The sequence below is a fragment of the Rhodococcus sp. NPDC004095 genome (genome assembly GCF_053604015.1).
In genome coordinates this window covers 64,427-81,566 of sequence record NZ_JBSGGS010000001.1, presented here as the reverse complement: position 1 = coordinate 81,566, position 17,140 = coordinate 64,427, and the positions used below count along the sequence as shown (strand labels likewise).

Here is a 17,140-nt window from a genome sequence, read left to right as displayed (position 1 = left end):
GCAATGATTACTTGATTACAACGCTACGCCCGTTGGCCTTCCGGCGCCACGTACCCGTGCGCCCTTTCGGTGGCCGGGGGCACCGGAAAAGCGCACAGGTGGCGCAGCCGCCTAGGGTCGACCCCATGCGCATGAGACCGGTTGTCGCGGTGATGTCGGTGTCGGCCCTGCTGGCCGGCGGCGTTGCGTGCAGCAGCGGCCCGACGGAGACGGAGACGGCGGCCGAGCAGTTCGCCGACGCTCTGACCCGTCGCGACGCCCAGGCCGCCGCCGACCTCACCTCGGACCCCGCGGCCGCGGCCACCGCGATCCGGCAGATGTTCGACGGACTGAACGCGACGGACGCGCGGTTCACCGTCGCGGGCACCGACAGCGACGCCGGCACGTTCACGCTCGCCGCCGACTGGACCTTCGGCGCCGCCCCGACGGAGACCGGAGTCGCCGAGACCACCGGCGCCCCGACCCCGACCCCGACGACCGCCGCACCGGCACCGGAGGACTGGACCTACACCACCAGCGGCGGTGGCCGGTCGGTCGCCGACGGCGGGGCCATCCCCTGGGACCCGGCACTGCTGGCGCCCGGGCTCGACGCGACGACCACCCTGAGATACACCACCCTGTCCGGCGGATCGCCGACCGTGTTCGCCGCCAACGGAACTCCGCTGATGACCGAGCAGACCGTCACCCTGGTCAATCTCGATCCGGCCACCGTCGGCGACCCCGCCGCGGCGACGGCGGCCCTCGCACCCCTGCTCGCACCGGTCGCGCCCACCATCTCCGCAGCCACGCTCGGTTCGGATCTCGCTGCGACGCAAGGCCGTCCGCTGACCGTCATCACCCTCCGCGACGCCGACCTCGCACCGATCGAGGCGCAACTGGCCGCGATTCCCGGGGTCACCCTCGTCAAGCAGACCCGGCTGCTGACCGTGGACAAGGCGGTGCAGTCGCCGGCGCTCGAGGGGCTGCGGACGATGTGGGAACAGGGACAGGCCGACAACGCCGGCTGGGCGGTGCAACTGGTGCACCCGGACGGCACCGTCGAACGGCTCACCGGACACGACGGCACCACCGCCCCCGACATCGCGGCCACCCTCGACCCCGCCGTGCAGGCCGCCGCCCAGGCCGCGATCGCGGACCTGCCGCAGCAGGCGGCGATCGTCGCGATCCGGCCGTCCACCGGCGGGGTGCTCGCCGTCGCGCAGAACGCCGCCGCCAGCGCCCAGGGCCCGATCGCGTTGACCGGCCTGTACCCGCCCGGGTCGACATTCAAGACCGTGACGACTTCGGCTGCGTTGCAGCAGGGTTCGGTGACCGCCGACACCGTGCTGCCGTGCCCCGGCAGCGCGAACATCGAGGGCCGCACCATCCCGAACGACGACAACTTCGACCTGGGATCGGTGCCGCTGCACACCGCGTTCGCCCGTTCCTGCAACACCACGATGGGACAGCTGGCGGTGTCGATGACGCCGATGGCGCTGCACGAGGCGGCGCAGCAGTTCGGCCTCGGCATCGACTACGTCACGCCCGCCCTGACCACCGTGACCGGCAGCGTCCCGCCCGCCGACACCCCCGCCGAGCGCGTCGAATCCGCGATCGGGCAGGGGCGGGTGACCGCGTCCCCGTTCGGGATGGCGCTGGTCGCCGCGTCCATCGCGCACGGGTCCACCCCCGCACCGATGCTCGTCCAGGGGCAACCCGGCGTCGGCGACGCGGGCCCCACCCCGGCACCCGCCGCGGTCACCGACGCGCTGAAGACGATGATGCGGGAAACCGTCACCGCCGGTACCGCGACGCAGCTCACCGACATCGCCGACCTGCGCGGAAAGACCGGCACCGCGGAGGTCGCCGGGCAGCCCGCGCACGGCTGGTTCGTCGGCAGCGAGGGAGACGTCGCGTTCGCAGTGTTCGTCGCCGGCGCGGACAGCTCCGTGCCCGCGGTGGACGCCGCCGGCCGGTTCCTGCGGCCGATCCAGGCCCAGCTGCCACGGTGACCGCGCTCGACTACCTGCTGCTCGTCGTCGCCGGATTCGCCGCGGGGCTGGTCGGTTTCGTCACCGGGCTCGCGTCGATCGTGTCGTATCCGGCGCTGCTCGCGGTCGGGTTGACGCCGATCGCCGCGAACGTCACCAACACCGTCGCGCTGGTCGCGGTCGGGATCGGGGCGACCGCGAACTCGTTGCGGGAGCTGACCGAGATGGGGCCGCGGTTGTGGCGGTGGGCGGCGGTCTGCGCCGCCGGCGGACTCGCCGGGGCCGCGCTGCTGCTGTGGGCACCGGAAGGGTCGTTCGAGGCGGTGGTGCCGTACCTGGTTGCGGGCGCGGCGGTGGCACTGCTGGCCCAGCCGCGAATCCGGAAACTGGCCGTCGGCAGGGAGTTCCCGGTCCTTTTCCCCGCGGCACTGGGGCTGGTGGCGGTCTACGGCGGCTACTTCGGGGCCGGCGCCGGGGTGATCTTCCTGGCGCTCACCCTGATCTGCACGGCGCTGTCGGTGTGGCGGGCGACGATCCTCAAGAGCTTCCTGCTCGGGATCGCGAACCTCGTGGCCGCCCTGGCCTTCTCGGTGTCCGGGGAGGTGCACTGGGGTGCCGCGGCGGCGATGGCGCTGGGGGCGCTGCTGGGTGGCTGGTGCGGGCCGCCCCTGGTGAAGGTCATTCCGCCGAACGCGCTGCGGATCGCGGTCGCGGCGGCCGGGTTCGGCCTGGCCGGGTGGCTCGCCCTGCGGTGAGTCAGGTGCCTCGGTCGCGTTCGGTTTCCGCATCCGCACGGTTGCGGCGCTGTCGGAGATAGATCGACGAATCGCTGTGCCGCACGATCAGATACGCCGCTGCGACGGCGATCATCCCGCCCGGCACCACGGCCCACCCGCCGGTCATCTCCGCCACCATCACCATCACCGCCAACGGGACGCGGGCCGCGCTGCCGAAACAGGCCATCATCCCGACGATCACGAACGGCGCCGGGCTGTCCGGCACCGACGATGCCCACGGTTCGGTCAGCCGCCACACCGCGGCGCCGACGAAGCCGCCGATCACCATGCCGGGACCGAAGATCCCGCCGGATCCGCCCGTCCCGATCGACAGCGCGGTGGCCACGATCTTCAGCAGCGGCAGCATCAGGACTATCCACAGCGGCAGGGCCAGCAGCGAGTCCCGGCTCAGCGCCTCCTGGACCCAGCCGTACCCGCTGCCGAGAACCTGGGGCACGGCGAGCGCGAGCAGACCGACGAGCAGACCACCGACCGCGGGCTTGACGACCTTGCTGCCCGGCAGTCGACGGGTCACCGCGGCGACCCCGTAGAAGATCCGGATGTAGAGCAGTCCCACCACCCCGCCCAGGACCCCGATCACCAGGAACCACACCAGATGCGTGGCGTCGTCGAATCGGTAGTCGGGCAACGCGAACCCGAACAGCGGCTCGTAGCCGAGGAAGGACCCGAACACCCCGTACGCGGTGACCGACGCGATCAGGCCGGGGATCAGCGCCCGGAACTCGAAGTCCTCTCGGTACGGGACCGCCGCGGACAGCACCGCGCCCCCCAGCGGTGCCCCGAAGATCGCACCGATCCCCGAGCCGATCCCGATCGCGACGGCGATCCGCCCGACATCGTCGGACAGGTTCAGCCACCGGGTCAGCAACGAGCCGAAACCCGCCGAGATCTGGGCGGTCGGGCCCTCCCGTCCCGCGGACCCGCCCGAGCCGATGGTCAGCGCGCTGGAGAGCATCTTCACGAGCACCGCGCGGACCCGGATCGACCGCGGATCGGTGTGATAGGCCTCGATCGCGGCGTCGGTGCCGTGGCCTTCGGCCTCGGGTGCGAAGCGAGCCACCAGAGCGGCGGAGAGCAGGGCGCCACCACACACCACCAGCGGAATCGCCCACCAGCGGCCGAAGCCGTCGGAGCCGCCGCCGCCGTCGCCGACGGCCTGCGGCGGTGTGTAGCCGCCGACCCCCTCGAGCAGCAGCCTGCCGGTCCACTGAAGGAGCACCAGGAAGACCACCGCACCGAGCCCCGCGATCACCCCGATCGCGATCCCGAGAACCAGCCAGGTCCGGGTGTAGCCGGTGAGCCACAGCCCGATTCGCGTGCCCAGTCGCCCGTTCACGTCGTGGCCTCGGTCAGTGGACCCCGCGCATCATCCGGCTGATCCACGGTGACAGGGCCACCATGACGACCCCGACCGCGATCGAACCGATGCCGATCCACAGGAAGTACGGGGCCTGGTGGTCGGTGTCGTAGAACTTCGCGAGGGTGCCTGCCATCGAGGATCCCAACGCCACCGACAGGAAGAACAGCGCCACCATCTGGGTGTGGAACGCCTTGGGGGCCAGCTTCGTCGACAGCGACAGCCCGACAGGGGACAGGAACAGTTCGGCAAAGGTGAACAGCAGCAGGATGAACACCAGCGCCAGCAGCGGGGTGCCGTTCGGCTGGCCGTCGGCGAAGGGGAGGAACGCGAGGAACGCCAGGCCCATGAGCGTGGTTCCGATCGCGAACTTCAGCGGCGAGGACGGCTGCCGCGGACCGAGTTTCGTCCACATCGCCGCGAACACGCCGGCGAAGATGATGATGAACACCGGGTTGATGGACTGCACCCACGAGGCGGGGAAGTCCCAGCCCAGCAGGTTGCGGTCGAGGAACTTGTCGGCGTAGATCGCGACCACGGTGAACTGCTGCTGGAACAGCGACCAGAACGCGGCGCTGGCCAGGAACATCGGGATGAACGCCACCACCCGGCTGCGTTCGGTGCTGGTGATCTGCCTGCTGGACAGGATCACCGCGAAGTACCCGACCGCCGCGGCGATCGTCAGTCCGACCACCACGTCGGACAGGTTGCCGGTGGTGATCACCCCGACCACGCAGAGCACGACCACCACGAGCACCATGGCGAGTGCCCCGGCGCCGTACTTCCACAGCATCGTGCGCGGCAGTGGGTTCGCCGGCGTCGCACCGATCGTTCCGAGGCGTTTGCGGCCGAGGGTGTACTGGATCAGGCCCAGCGCCATACCGACCGCGGCCAGACCGAACCCGACATGGAAGCCCCAGTTCTTCTGCGCCCACCCGGTCAGCAGTGGGCCGAGGAAGCCGCCGATGTTGATGCCCATGTAGAAGATCGAGAAGCCCGCGTCCCGGCGTTCGTCGCCCTCGGCGTACAGGTCGCCGACCAGGGACGTGGCGTTCGCCTTCAGGCCGCCGCTGCCGATCGCGACCAGGATCAGCCCGGCTCCGACGCCCGTCAGGCCGGGGATCAGCGCCAGCGCGATGTGCCCCAGCATCACCAGCACGGCGCTGTAGAAGAGCGTCCGTTCCGAGCCGAGCACCCGGTCCGCGACCCAGGCACCGAGGATCGTCGACAGGTAGACGGTGCCGCCGTAGGCGCCGACGATCGAGACCGCGGACGCCTCCGAGATCCCCAACCCGCCCTCGGTGGCCGAGTAGTAGAGGTAATAGAGCAGGATGCCCTGCATCCCGTAGAAGGAGAATCTCTCCCACATCTCGACGCCGAACAGGTTGGCCAGCGCCTTCGGCTGACCGAGGAATCCGTGGTCGGACAGCGGCTCCTGGCGGGGCGTCACGACTTCACTCATTGCAGAACCTTCCCACGCGCCGCGCGTGACGGCGCGGCGCAACTCCGCAATGTTAGCGAAGGAAAGTTGTTCAGCGACCCGCGGGGCGCCTCGCCACGCGGGCGTAGATCGCTCGCCAGCCCAGCAGGAACACCGCGAGCACCGTGCCGGCGACCAGGATGAAACTGAACGCGGTGCCCTGTCCGGAGACCACCCGCAGCAGCATGCCGCCGACGAGGGTGCACAGCCAGATCACGATCCCGGCCGGCACCACCGACGCCGGGACGGACTTGTTCCGGTACAGCGCCTCGTTCACCACCCAGCCCAGCGCGAGGCCACAGAGGAACGGCCACGCCGTGGTCAGCAGCCCCGTCAGCGCGTTCGCCTCGTCGTGACTGCGGCGACCGATCGCGCAGAACACGATCACCAGGACGACGTCGACGAGCAGGATCGGCAGCACCTTCTTCACGGCGTCCAGAGTAGGCGGCCCTTCGCCTCCCTCTGGACGGGATATGGGCGGACGGAACCGCGTCATGCTCCTAGCGTGGTCGGGACACTGTGATCGACCAGACATTCGGAGGCAATCAAGATGACCCAGTGGAACGACGAGTGTGACGTCCTTGTGGTCGGATCGGGTGGCGGCGGCGTCGCCGGCGCCTACACCGCGGCCCGGGAGGGGCTCGACGTGATCCTCGTCGAGGCGACGGACAAGTTCGGTGGCACCACCGCCTACTCCGGTGGCGGCGGCGTGTGGTTTCCGTGCAACCCGGTGCTGGTGCGGGCCGGCACCGACGACACCATCGAGGACGCGCTCGAGTACTTCCACGCGGTGGTCGGCGACGGCGCTCCCCGCGAGCTGCAGGACGCCTACGTCCTCGGCGGCGCACCGCTGATCGAGTACCTCGAGCAGGACGAGGATCTCAAGTTCCAGATGCTGCCGTGGCCCGACTACTTCGGCAAGGCGCCCAAGGCGCGGCTGGACGGTCAGCGGCACACCATGCCGTCGCCGCTCAAGGTGTCGGACGCCCCCGAGCTCCGCGAGGTGGTGCGTGGACCGCTCGACAACGACCGTCTCGGCACGCCGCAGCCCGACGACTTCTTCATCGGCGGCCGGGCGCTGATCGCCCGCTTCCTCAAGGCGATCGGCAAGTACCCCAACGCCACCCTGCACCGGAACTCGCCGCTGGTCGAGCTGGTCGTCGAGGACGGCGCGGTGGTCGGCGCCCTCGTCGAGCGTGACGGCGAGCAGGTCGCGATCCGGGCCCGCAAGGGTGTGGTGCTCGCGGCGGGTGGCTTCGAGGGCAACGACGAGCTCCGCCGCAAGTACGGCGTCCCGGGCGAGGCCCGCGACACCATGGGCCCGCCGGCCAACCTCGGCAAGGCGCACCTGGCCGGCATCGCGGTCGGCGCCGACACCGGTCTGATGGGCGAGGCGTGGTGGTCGCCCGGCATGACCCATCCGGACGGCCGCTCCGCGTTCGCGCTGTGGTTCACCGCCGGCATCTTCGTCAACCAGGACGGCCAGCGGTTCGTCAACGAGTCCTCGGCATACGACCGCATCGGCCGCGACATCATCGCCCAGATGGACGAGGGCAAGATCACCCTGCCGTACTGGATGATCTACGACGACAAGGGCGGCGAGCGTCCGCCGGTGAACGCCACCAACGTTTCCATGGTCGAGACGGAGAAGTATGTCGAGGCCGGCCTGTGGCACACCGCCGACACCCTCGAGGAGCTGGCCGAGAAGATCGGTGTCCCCGCCGAGAACCTGGTCGCGACCGTCGAGCGTTTCAACTCGTTCGTCGGCACCGGCGTCGATCCCGACTTCGGTCGCGGCGACGAGGCATACGACCGGGCCTTCTCGGGTGGCGAGCCGCCGCTCGTGACGATCGAGCAGGGCCCGTTCCACGCGGCCGCGTTCGGCATCTCCGACCTCGGCACCAAGGGCGGGCTGCGCACCGACACCGTCGCGCGGGTGCTCGACACCGCGGGCAACCCGATCCCCGGCCTCTACGCCGCGGGCAACACGATGGCCGCGGCGAGCGGCACCGTCTACCCCGGTGGCGGCAACCCGATCGGCGCGAGCATGCTGTTCGCCCACCTCGCGGTCAAGGACATCGTCGCCGGCCGCTAGGCGCGACCGGGGAACCGACGACGAAGCGCACCCGCCGAGGCCCGAGGGGGAGGGGCTCGGCGGGTGCGCCGTCTGTACGGTCGATCAGGCCTGCAGGCCGGCCTCGATCTCGAGGGTGATGGTGATCTTGTCGCCGACGACGGCGCCGCCGCCCTCGAGCGGCATGTCGATCGAGATGCCGAAGTCCTTGCGGTTGATGACGGTGGTGGCCTCGAAGCCGGCGACCGGGCCGTTGCCCATGCCCGGGTTCACGCCGTTGAACTCCATCTTCAGCTCGACCTCGTTGGTGACGCCGTGCAGGGTGAAGTCGCCGACGACCACGAAGTCGTCACCCTTCGCGCGGACGCCGGTGGACTTGAAGGTCGCCGTCGGGAACTGCTCGGCGTCGAAGAAGTCGGCGGTCTTGAGGTGGCCGTCGCGCTGCTCGTTGTCGGTGGTGATGGACGCGACCTGGATCTGCGCCTCGACGGCAGGCGTGCCGTCCTCGGCGACGGTGATCGCACCGGAGAAGTCCTGGAAACGGCCGCGGACCTTGCTGACCATCAGGTGCCGGACACTGAAGCCGACGGTCGAGTGGGTCGGGTCGATGGCCCAGGTGCCGGCGGTCAGGGTCGGGAGGGCGATGGCGGTGGTCATGAAGGCTCCTTGGCGAGTAGTTGAATGTTCAAGCACTGGCAGGTTCAACCGTGCCACTCGCGGAACGCTTCCCGCAACCCGATGTGACCTCCATCACTGAGGCGGGTCGCCCGGGTGCCTGACCGAATGGGTCATTCGTTCAGTCAGGACGAACGAATGACCCATTCGGTCAAATGGGGGCGGGGGCGGGGGTGGGGGCGGGGCTCGGGGCTGGGCCGACTCCGGCGCGGGCTCAGGCCGCGACGCGGGCCGCTGCCCGGGCGCGGTGCACGGCGGCCAGGGTCGCGCGCAGGCTCGACGCCGTCGCCGACCGGTCGACGCCGACGCCCCACGCGCTGTGGTCACCGACCCGGCATTGGACGAAGGTCACCGCCTCCGCGTCGCGCCCCGAGCCAACGGACTGCTGAGTCATCCACAGCACCTCCACCGCGAGTCCGTGTCCGGCCAGGATCTCGGTCAGCGCATCCACCGGACCGGGCGCGGTGGCCTCGCCGTCGAGCATCAGGTCGTCGAGCGTGGCGCGGACGCGCACACGGTCCCCGTCGGCGACGTGCTCGACTGCCCACCATTGCAGGCCACAATGGTGGGAGTAGGTGTCCCGCAGCAACTTCCAGAGCTGCACCGCCGTCGCCTCGGCGCCGCTGTCGTCCGTGGCGCGCTGGACGTGTCGGGCGAAGTCGATCTGCAGCCCGCGGGGCAGGTCCACCCCGTACCCCGCCTGCAGGAGGTAGGCGATGCCGCCCTTGCCGGACTGACTGTTCATCCGGATCACCGCCTCGTAGTCCCGGCCGACATCGTGCGGATCGATCGGCAGGTACGGCACGTCCCACGGCGCCTCGTCCGGGTCGACGCCCGCCGCTGCGGCCGCGGCGGCGTGGTGGGCGAAGCCCTTCTTGATCGCGTCCTGATGGGTCCCGGAGAACGCGGTGTACACCAGGTCTCCGCCGTACGGGTGCCGAGGATGGACGTCGATCCTGTTGCAGTACTCCACCGTTCGTCGGATCGAATCGATGTCGGAGAAGTCGATCATCGGGTCGATACCCTGCGCATGCAGGTTCAGGGCGAGCGTCACCAGGTCCACGTTCCCGGTGCGTTCCCCGTTGCCGAACAGGCAACCCTCGACCCGCTGGGCGCCGGCCAGTACCGCCAGTTCGGCGCACGCGACGCCGGTGCCGCGGTCGTTGTGAGGATGCACCGACAGGATCACCGACTCCCGGCGTGCGAGATTCCGGTGCATGTACTCGATCTGGTCGGCGTACACGTTCGGCGTCGAGATCTCCACGGTCGCAGGCAGATTGTGGATGACCGGCCGGTCCGGGCTGGCGTCCCACAGGTCGGTGAGGCTGTCGCACACCTGCAGGACGTAGTCCGGCTCGGTCAGGTTGAACACCTCGGGGGAGAACTCGAAGCGGACGCCGGGCTGCGCGTCCCCGCCGCGGGCGACATCCGCGGCGGCATCGATGATCAAGCGGTGCAACGACTCCCGGCCGTGACCCAGAACGACGTCCCGCCACGTGGGTGCCGTTGCCGTGTACAGGTGCAGCACCACGTTCGGCAGTCCGCGCACCGACTCGTAGGTGCGCTCGATCAGGTCGGTGCGGGCGGCGGTGAACACCACGATCGTGACGTCGTCGGGGACCAGGTCCTGCTCGGCCAGGGCGCGGACGAAGTCGAAGTCGGTCTGGCTGGCCGAGGGGTAGCCGACCTCGATCTCCTTGTAGCCCATCGCGACCAGCAATTCGAAGAAGCGGCGCTTGCGGCTGGGGTCCATCGGCTCGGCGAGTGCCTGATTGCCGTCCCGCAGGTCGACCGGAACCCACAGGGGAGGCGCGGTGAATTCATTCGTGGGCCAGTGGCGTTCGGTGATGGGGACGGTCACCCGCTCGGTGTGCGGGCGATAGCGGTACGACGGCATCGGGGACGGGGTCTGACGGTTGACGTTCATGGCGGCACTCCGGGTCGGATCGGACGACCGGCACGATCGAACCCCGCGGCGGGGTGCCGGTCCGGTCAGATCCCGCCGCGGCGGTCGAGGAGCAGTCCACGAACGGCCACGAAAGGTAGGCTAGACCCGAACAACTTGTCTGACAACCCGAGGAGTCTCGAGTGGCCGCCCCGCTGCACCGCAACCTGCTCGCCGACCAGGCCGCAGACCGACTGCTCGGCAGGCTCGCCGCAGGGGAATGGGAGGTCGGCACGAAGCTGCCCGGCGAGACCACCCTCGCCGCCGAACTCGGCGTCGGGCGCTCCACCATCCGCGAGGCCCTGCGGATGCTCACCGGACAGGGACTGCTCCGGGCCCGCCAAGGCGCCGGTGTCTTCGTCGAACGGACCACACCCGTCGTCACCTGGGAGGCGGTGCTGCGGGGCCAGGCGATAGCCGAGGTCGTCGAGGTCCGCAACGCCATCGAGGTCGAGGCCGCGCGACTCGCGGCATCCCGCGCCACCACCGACGACGTCGCCGCGATGCGCCGGGCGCTGACCCGACGTGAGGAGGCGTTCCCGCTCGGGGACCGCGCGTTCGTCGAGGCCGACATCGAGGTCCACCGCGCCGTCGTCGCGGCCGCCCACAACCCGGTGCTGGCCGAGCTGTTCGAGACTTTCGTGCCACGGCTGACCGAGGCGATGGTCGACATGGTCGAGCTGCTCGGGATCCGCGCGCACGATCCCGAACCCGACGCCGACGACCACCGCGCCCTCGTCGAGGCCGTCGCCGCCGGGGACATCGAAGGCGCGGTCGCAACCTGTCGCGCGCACCTCGATGCGATGCTCGCCGCCGTCCGCCGCCCCGGTGAGTGAACCCCGGCCGTCGGATACACACCAGTCCCGACTGACCGAATGTGGGATTCGGTCAGTCAGGCCGACCGAATCCCACATTTGGTAAGGGGGTGGGAGATGGTCAGGCGGGGTCGGTGGGGGTGCCGTCGTCCCGGGCGGTCAGCCGGCGCTCGGGTTGCTCGAACCCGAACTGCTCACGCTGCTCACGGCGTTCGAGTTCGACGTCGAACTCGAGGTCTTCGTGGTGGTGTCCGCGGAACAGGAACGCGAACACGATCCACCCGATGATCGCAACCAGGATGAAGCTCACCCCGCGATAGACGAACGCCGCCGCGACGGCCTCCGAGGCGCTGATCCGGGCGGCAGTCGTCAGCGTCGCGATCAAGGTGGCATCGACGAACACCAGCCCGCCCGGCGCCAGCGGGATCGTCGCGACCGCCTTGCCCGCAGCGAACGCGATCAGCACACCCGACAGCGTCGGGTTCGCGCCGATCGCCCAGCACGCCAGGCCGAGGCATGCGACATCCGCGATCCGGTGCACCGCCGACCAGCCCGCGGTGATCAGCCCGTCCCGCTTGCCCAATCGCACCGACTCGAGCTGGGTGAGCGTCTCGCGCACCGCGTGCATCCCTGCGTTGGCGGGCTTCGAGCGCATCCGGTTGACGCGGACCAGGACCCACCCGGCGGCGGCCTCGATCGCACTCGGGTGTGCGGAGACGTAGCGGACCGCCAGGACCAGCGCGATCAGGCCGACGACCGACAGCAGCAGCGTCACCGGGCTGACGGAGCCGCCGACGAGCAGCGCGCCGCCCAACCCGATCAGCGCCAGTCCGATGCCGGCGATCACGCCGGAGATCGCCAGCTGCCAGGACGCGACCACGGGATTCGCGCCCCAGCGGCGCGTCTCCCGGTAGGTGAACGCGGTGGAGAACACCTGCCCGGCAGGCAGCGTGACGGCCATCGCCGTCGACGCGTACACCACGGCGACCGACTTGGGCTGTCCCACGTCGACTCCGCCTGCGTGCAGCAACTGCTTCTGCACCCGCCCGTACCCGCTGAGCGACACGGCCTGGGCGAGCACGCACGCAGCCAGCCAACCCCAGTGGATCTCGGTCAGCGCCCGCCACGAGTCGTGCAGCCGCGGCCACAGGTAGACGCCCTCGGCGACAAGCAGCACCACGAGAGCGACACCGGCGACCCACTTCAGCCACCAGAATCGTCCGCGGACACGGCCGGACCGAGGCACCTCCCGAGTGTGAGGGGTACCCCCGGTCGGGTCGGGCTGCGGCGTCACCACCAGGCCAGCGTAGCCAATCGGATCGAGATCGCCCCGCACCGCGAACCGCTGGTTACGGGTATTGGACCGGTGAAGCCAGATGGGTGACGCGGTTGCGGCCGCGTAGCTGTACCTGGTCGCCGAGCTCCCACTCGGACTGCTCCTCCTCGTCGGCGAAGTACAGCGCGCTCGTCGACGCCAGCACCCGGCTGGGGTGGATCTTCGCCAGCTCGGTCAGTCGCGACGCCTCGTTGACCGGGTCCCCGATCACCGTGTACTCGAACCGCTCCGCGGCACCGATGTTCCCGGCCACCGCCAGGCCCGCCGACACGCCGATGCCGATGTCGAGGGCGGTGATGCCGTCGAGGGCGAACCGCAGCTCCCGCGCCGCCGCCAGTGCCGCGGTCGGGGCGTCGGGCCGGTCCAGCGGGGCACCGAAGATCGCCAGAGCCGCGTCGCCCATGAACTTGTTGACGAACCCGTGGTGCCGGTCCACCACGTCGACCACGACCCGGAAGAACTCGTTGAGCAGGCTGACCACCTCGCCGGGTGGACGTTCGGCCGCGGCGCCGGTCGAGCCGACCATGTCCACGAACAGCACCGCCACGAACCGGGTCTCGCCGCCCAGCTCGGTACCGAACTGCAGCGCCCGCCGGGCCACGTCCTCACCGACGTGCTGACCGAACAGTTCGCGCAGCACGCGCCGTTCCGCCGAGTCCTGCATCATCCGGTTGAACCCGACCTGCAGCCGACCGATCTCGGAGCCGTCGAACACCTCGACCTGCACATCCGTCGCGCCGCGCTGCACCCGCTCGATCGCCCGCCGCAACTGGCGGATCGGATCGGACACTTGACTCGCGGTCAGCATCGACAGCACGAATGCCGTGGTGATCGTCATCACGGAGAGCAGCAGCACCGCGATCGCCAGCGCATTCGTCGAGAACTGCAGGTCGGTGCTCAGCTGCGTCGCACAAAGCAGGATGATGCCGATCACCGGCATCAACGTGCCCAGTCCCCACGTCATCGCCATCCGGGTGCCGACGCCCGGCGCGAGGGTGCGGTCGAACCGGCCCTCGGACAACGCCCGCGCCGCCACGGGCCGCAAGATCCGCTCGCCGAGCATGTAGGTGAAGCCGAACGTGGTGGTCGCGGCCATGCAGACCGTCACGATCACCGCGACCGCCAGTTCCGGCATCTCCGAGACGGTGAGGATCACGAACAGGATGCCGCCGATGATCCACAGGATCAGGTGCACGATCGCCTGCCGCAACGGGGCGTGCAGCGCCGCCATCTGCTCGCTGCGGGTGGGCGGGCCGCCCCGCAACTGCCAGCGGATCACCGACCGGAGCATCATCGCCGCTGCGCCGAGGCTGACGACCCCGGCGAGGGCGAGGTAGATCCCGAAGATGACGACGTTGCGCACCCGATCCTCGAGGATCGCGTCGGACTCGGTGATCGGAAGCCCGTACCGGATGAACGCCAGTACCAGTACTGCGCCGATGAAGTTGGCCAGAATCATCGACCCCATGTAGAGCGGCCAACGACTGCGCATGGTCAGCGCGACCGCTCGGTAGGAGGATGCCAGCACAGCGACCAATTTAGCGGGGCGTCGTGTACCCCAGCAGAGCCGGAGGTCCCCAGTGTCGCGCCGCGGCGCTCCTCCCGCGAAACCGCGGCCACGCGCCGTAGGCTCGCCGAGGTGACCGCGAACGACCCGCCGCGGACCCTCCCGCCCCGCGGCGAGGCGCGCCGAGACGCCGATTCGGTGCATCCGCGGATCCGCCTCGCCACCGAATGGACATGGCGGCTGCTGGTCCTGTTCGCGGGCCTGCTCGCGCTCGGGTGGATCGTCGTCGAACTCGACACGGTCGTCATCCCGGTCGCGCTGGCGCTGCTCGCCGCCGCCCTGCTGCACCCGCTCGTCGACTGGCTGCACGGCAGGGGGGTGCCGCGCGCGGCCGCCGTCGCGGTGGTGCTGATCGCCGCCATCGGTGTCGTCGCGGGCATCATGACGTTCGTGGTCGAACAGTTCGTCGCCGGGCTGCCCGCGCTGACCGATCAGTTCACCCACTCGGTCGACCAGATCCAGGACTGGCTGACCGACGGTCCCTTCCACTTCTCGGAAGATCAGATCCGCCACGCCGGCGACTCGGTCGTCGGTGTCATCGAGGACAACAAGCAAGCGGTCACCAGCGGGGCGCTGACAACCGGCCGGGTGATCGGCGAACTGCTGACCGGGGCCGCGCTGACCCTGTTCACCCTCGTCTTCTTCCTTTACGGCGGTGAGCAGATCTGGCGGTTCGTCACCGGTCTTGTGCCGTCGCGGTCGCGGGAGCGGGTCCGGCTCGCCGGCAGCCAGGGCTTCGGTTCCCTCGTCGGATACGCCCGCGCGACCGTGGTTGTTGCGGCCGCCGACGCCGTCGGCATCGGCGCCGGGCTCGCGATTCTCGGCGTGCCGTTGGCGCTGCCGCTCGCGACGCTCGTGTTCGTCGGTGCATTCATCCCGATCGTCGGCGCGTTCGTCACCGGCTTCGTCGCGGTCCTCGTCGCGCTCGTGTCGAAGGGGCTGATCACCGCACTGATCACGCTCGGCATCATCATCGGCATCATGCAGCTCGAGGGGCACGTGCTGCAGCCGCTGCTGCTCGGGCGGGCCGTGCGGTTGCACCCGCTGGCCGTCGTCCTGGCCATCACCACCGGCATCGTGCTCGCCGGGATCGTCGGCGGACTGCTCGCGGTCCCGATCGTCGCGGTGTTCAACACCGCGATCCGGTCGTTGCTTGCGTCGGACCCCGGCGAGGTGCCCGACGAGGTCGACGTCGCGGATCCGACCCTGCCGCTGTTTCCGGCCACCCCGGACCCGCCGCCGTGAGCGCTTTCCCTCAGGGGGACCGGAAGGGCTCACGGGCGACAGCGCCGCTCTGGCGCGCGGCGCAGGTGTTCCGGTTGGCGACCCTGGTGTACGCCGTCGGCTACCAGATGACCGCGGTGGCGGAGTACACCCGCCCGACGCTGAGCTGGGTCCTCGTGGCGTTGATGGCGGTGTGGTCGGGCGTGGCCGCGGTCGCGCTGTCCCGCGACACCACGCGGCGCCGGTGGTGGGTGGTCGCCGATCAGTGCTTCGTGGTCGGCGCGATGGCGGCGACCCGGCTGGTCGCCGACCAGGACTGGTACTCCACCCACCAGAGCCTGCCCACCACGCTGTGGGCGACCAACGCGGTGATCTCCGCCGCGATCCTGAGCGGACCGACGGTCGGGGTGCTGTCGGGGCTGGTGATCGCGGCGACCGGGGCCGTGGTGCGCGGCCAGATCGACCTCGACCTGGCCCGTGACGCCACCGCGCCGGTGTTGCTCTCCGTCGGCCTCGCGGTGGGCATGGCGGCGAACACCGCACGCCGGTCCCAGGAACAACTCGAACGGGCCGCCCGCCTCGCCGCCGCGACCGAGGAACGTGAGCGGTTGGGTCGCGAAGTCCACGACGGGGTGCTGCAGGTACTCGCCTACGTCCGCCGGCGCGGCGCCGAGATCGGCGGTCCGACAACGGAGTTGGCGACTCTGGCGGGTGAGCAGGAGGTCGCGCTGCGGGAGCTGATCTCGGAACAGGCGGCGCCGGTTCCCGGTGACACCGCGGACGTGGACCTGCGGACGCTGTTGCGCGGCGAAGCCGGAACCGCGGTGTCGGTGTCGGCGCCCGCCGAACCGGTCACGATGCCGCGGGTGCGTGCGGACGAAGTCGCCGCGGTGGTCCGGACCGCGTTGTCGAACGTCGCCCTACACGCCGGTAGCGGTGCGAAAGCCTATGTCCTGCTTGAGGATCTCGGTGACGAGGTAATCGTGTCGGTGCGTGACGACGGCGTCGGGATCGCGCCGGGACGGCTCTCCGAAGCGGAGGCCGAGGGCCGGATGGGTGTGTCGCGGTCGATCCTGGGCCGGGTGGAGGCGCTCGGTGGCACCGCCGTGTTGGACACCGCGGCCGGTGAGGGCGTCGAATGGGAGATCCGGGTGGGCAAAGGCGCGCCGGAGAGGGGGAGAACGTGACGGACCCGGTGACGGTGATGGTGGTCGACGATCATCCGATCTGGCGGGAAGGGGTGGCCCGCGACCTCTCGGAGGCGGGCTTCGATGTCGTCGCCACCGCGGACGGCGTGGACGCCGCGCGCCGGCGGGCCGCTGCAGTGCGACCCGCCGTGGTCCTGATGGACATGCAGTTGCCCGGCGGCAACGGGGCCGAGGCGACGGTCGCGGTGCTGGCGGCGTCGCCGACGTCCACGGTGCTGGTGCTCTCCGCGTCGGCGGAGCGCGAGGACGTACTGGAGGCGATCAAGGCCGGCGCCACCGGGTACCTGGTCAAGAGCGCGTCCGCCGCCGAACTGGTCGCGGCGGTCCACGCCACCGCCGCGGGGCAGGCCGTGTTCACTCCCGGGCTGGCCGGACTGGTGCTGGGCGAGTACCGCCGCATCGCGGGCGCAACGACCGGAGAGACCGCCGTCGACGTACCGCGCCTGACCGACCGTGAGACCGAGGTGCTCAGACTCGTCGCGAAGGGCCTGAGCGCCAAGCAGATCGCGACGCGGCTCTCGCTCAGTCACCGGACCGTGGAGAACCACGTCCAGGCCACGCTGCGCAAGCTGCAGTTGGCCAACCGGGTGGAACTGACCCGGTACGTCATCGAACGCGGCCTCGATTGAGATCCGGTCGCGAGTGACCTAGCAGACGTCGCCGGAAAACCCCTGTGCCGATCGGGTAGGACT

Annotated in this window: 14 protein-coding genes; 7 read left to right on the top strand and 7 right to left on the bottom strand. The window is 70.3% G+C overall.

Annotation, left to right across the window (positions count from 1 at the left end; translation table 11 throughout):
- Nucleotides 1-131: 131 nt before the first annotated feature.
- Together ACWEPG_RS00320 and ACWEPG_RS00315 are read left to right on the top strand one after the other, a co-directional pair.
- Complete coding sequence (locus tag ACWEPG_RS00320; protein WP_452593858.1) at nucleotides 132-1,991, top strand: penicillin-binding transpeptidase domain-containing protein; 1,860 nt, start codon at nucleotides 132-134, stop codon at nucleotides 1,989-1,991.
- Entirely contained in the window at nucleotides 1,988-2,725 is a 738-nt protein-coding gene (locus tag ACWEPG_RS00315; RefSeq protein ID WP_450111982.1) for a TSUP family transporter, read from the top strand. The genes ACWEPG_RS00320 and ACWEPG_RS00315 overlap by 4 nt, the downstream gene beginning before the upstream one ends.
- 1 nt (nucleotide 2,726) lies before the next feature.
- Here the strand turns inward: ACWEPG_RS00315 and ACWEPG_RS00310 are convergent, their stop codons facing one another.
- The 3 genes from ACWEPG_RS00310 to ACWEPG_RS00300 all read right to left on the bottom strand — a co-directional run bounded on the left by ACWEPG_RS00310 (nucleotide 2,727) and on the right by ACWEPG_RS00300 (nucleotide 6,034).
- On the bottom strand, nucleotides 2,727-4,103 hold the full coding sequence (locus tag ACWEPG_RS00310; protein ID WP_450111983.1) for a chloride channel protein: 1,377 nt from the start codon (nucleotides 4,101-4,103) through the stop codon (nucleotides 2,727-2,729).
- 13 nt (nucleotides 4,104-4,116) lie between these two features.
- Complete coding sequence (locus ACWEPG_RS00305; RefSeq protein ID WP_452593593.1) at nucleotides 4,117-5,586, bottom strand: peptide MFS transporter; 1,470 nt, start codon at nucleotides 5,584-5,586, stop codon at nucleotides 4,117-4,119.
- A 70-nt stretch (nucleotides 5,587-5,656) separates the two neighbouring features.
- Nucleotides 5,657-6,034: a DUF3054 domain-containing protein gene (locus tag ACWEPG_RS00300; RefSeq protein WP_450111985.1), complete on the bottom strand. Its 378-nt coding sequence runs from the start codon at nucleotides 6,032-6,034 to the stop codon at nucleotides 5,657-5,659.
- A gap of 120 nt (nucleotides 6,035-6,154) precedes the next feature.
- On the opposite strand from ACWEPG_RS00300, the gene ACWEPG_RS00295 reads away from it, so the two are divergent.
- Nucleotides 6,155-7,699, top strand: coding sequence for an FAD-binding protein (locus tag ACWEPG_RS00295; RefSeq protein WP_450111986.1), 1,545 nt, complete (start codon nucleotides 6,155-6,157; stop codon nucleotides 7,697-7,699).
- 84 nt (nucleotides 7,700-7,783) lie between these two features.
- Here ACWEPG_RS00295 and ACWEPG_RS00290 read toward each other — a convergent pair whose 3' ends face one another.
- Together ACWEPG_RS00290 and ACWEPG_RS00285 are read right to left on the bottom strand one after the other, a co-directional pair.
- Nucleotides 7,784-8,335: a YceI family protein gene (locus tag ACWEPG_RS00290; protein WP_450111987.1), complete on the bottom strand. Its 552-nt coding sequence runs from the start codon at nucleotides 8,333-8,335 to the stop codon at nucleotides 7,784-7,786.
- A gap of 232 nt (nucleotides 8,336-8,567) precedes the next feature.
- Nucleotides 8,568-10,280, bottom strand: a complete 1,713-nt coding sequence (locus ACWEPG_RS00285) for a 2-isopropylmalate synthase (RefSeq protein WP_452593592.1) — start codon at nucleotides 10,278-10,280, stop codon at nucleotides 8,568-8,570.
- Between the two features lie 161 nt (nucleotides 10,281-10,441).
- Here ACWEPG_RS00285 and ACWEPG_RS00280 point away from each other — a divergent pair, with 161 nt between their 5' ends.
- The gene (locus tag ACWEPG_RS00280; RefSeq protein ID WP_450111989.1) at nucleotides 10,442-11,134 is read left to right on the top strand and encodes a FadR/GntR family transcriptional regulator; all 693 of its coding nucleotides are present in this window, start codon (nucleotides 10,442-10,444) and stop codon (nucleotides 11,132-11,134) included.
- 100 nt (nucleotides 11,135-11,234) lie between these two features.
- Here ACWEPG_RS00280 and ACWEPG_RS00275 read toward each other — a convergent pair whose 3' ends face one another.
- Both ACWEPG_RS00275 and ACWEPG_RS00270 read right to left on the bottom strand, forming a co-directional pair.
- The gene (locus tag ACWEPG_RS00275; protein WP_450111990.1) at nucleotides 11,235-12,410 is read right to left on the bottom strand and encodes a lysylphosphatidylglycerol synthase transmembrane domain-containing protein; all 1,176 of its coding nucleotides are present in this window, start codon (nucleotides 12,408-12,410) and stop codon (nucleotides 11,235-11,237) included.
- A 52-nt stretch (nucleotides 12,411-12,462) separates the two neighbouring features.
- Nucleotides 12,463-13,917, bottom strand: a complete 1,455-nt coding sequence (locus tag ACWEPG_RS00270) for an adenylate/guanylate cyclase domain-containing protein (protein ID WP_450112057.1) — start codon at nucleotides 13,915-13,917, stop codon at nucleotides 12,463-12,465.
- A gap of 237 nt (nucleotides 13,918-14,154) precedes the next feature.
- On the opposite strand from ACWEPG_RS00270, the gene ACWEPG_RS00265 reads away from it, so the two are divergent.
- Genes ACWEPG_RS00265 through ACWEPG_RS00255 form a run of 3 tightly spaced genes read left to right on the top strand, consistent with a single transcriptional unit; the run spans nucleotide 14,155 to nucleotide 17,077 of the window.
- Nucleotides 14,155-15,261 (top strand): AI-2E family transporter, encoded by a 1,107-nt coding sequence (locus ACWEPG_RS00265; protein ID WP_452593857.1) that lies wholly within the window; start codon nucleotides 14,155-14,157, stop codon nucleotides 15,259-15,261.
- Nucleotides 15,258-16,427, top strand: coding sequence for a MacS family sensor histidine kinase (gene macS / locus ACWEPG_RS00260; protein WP_452593591.1), 1,170 nt, complete (start codon nucleotides 15,258-15,260; stop codon nucleotides 16,425-16,427). Before ACWEPG_RS00265 ends, macS begins: the two co-directional genes overlap by 4 nt.
- Nucleotides 16,379-17,077, top strand: coding sequence for a response regulator (locus ACWEPG_RS00255; RefSeq protein WP_452593590.1), 699 nt, complete (start codon nucleotides 16,379-16,381; stop codon nucleotides 17,075-17,077). Before macS ends, ACWEPG_RS00255 begins: the two co-directional genes overlap by 49 nt.
- Nucleotides 17,078-17,140 lie beyond the last annotated feature (63 nt).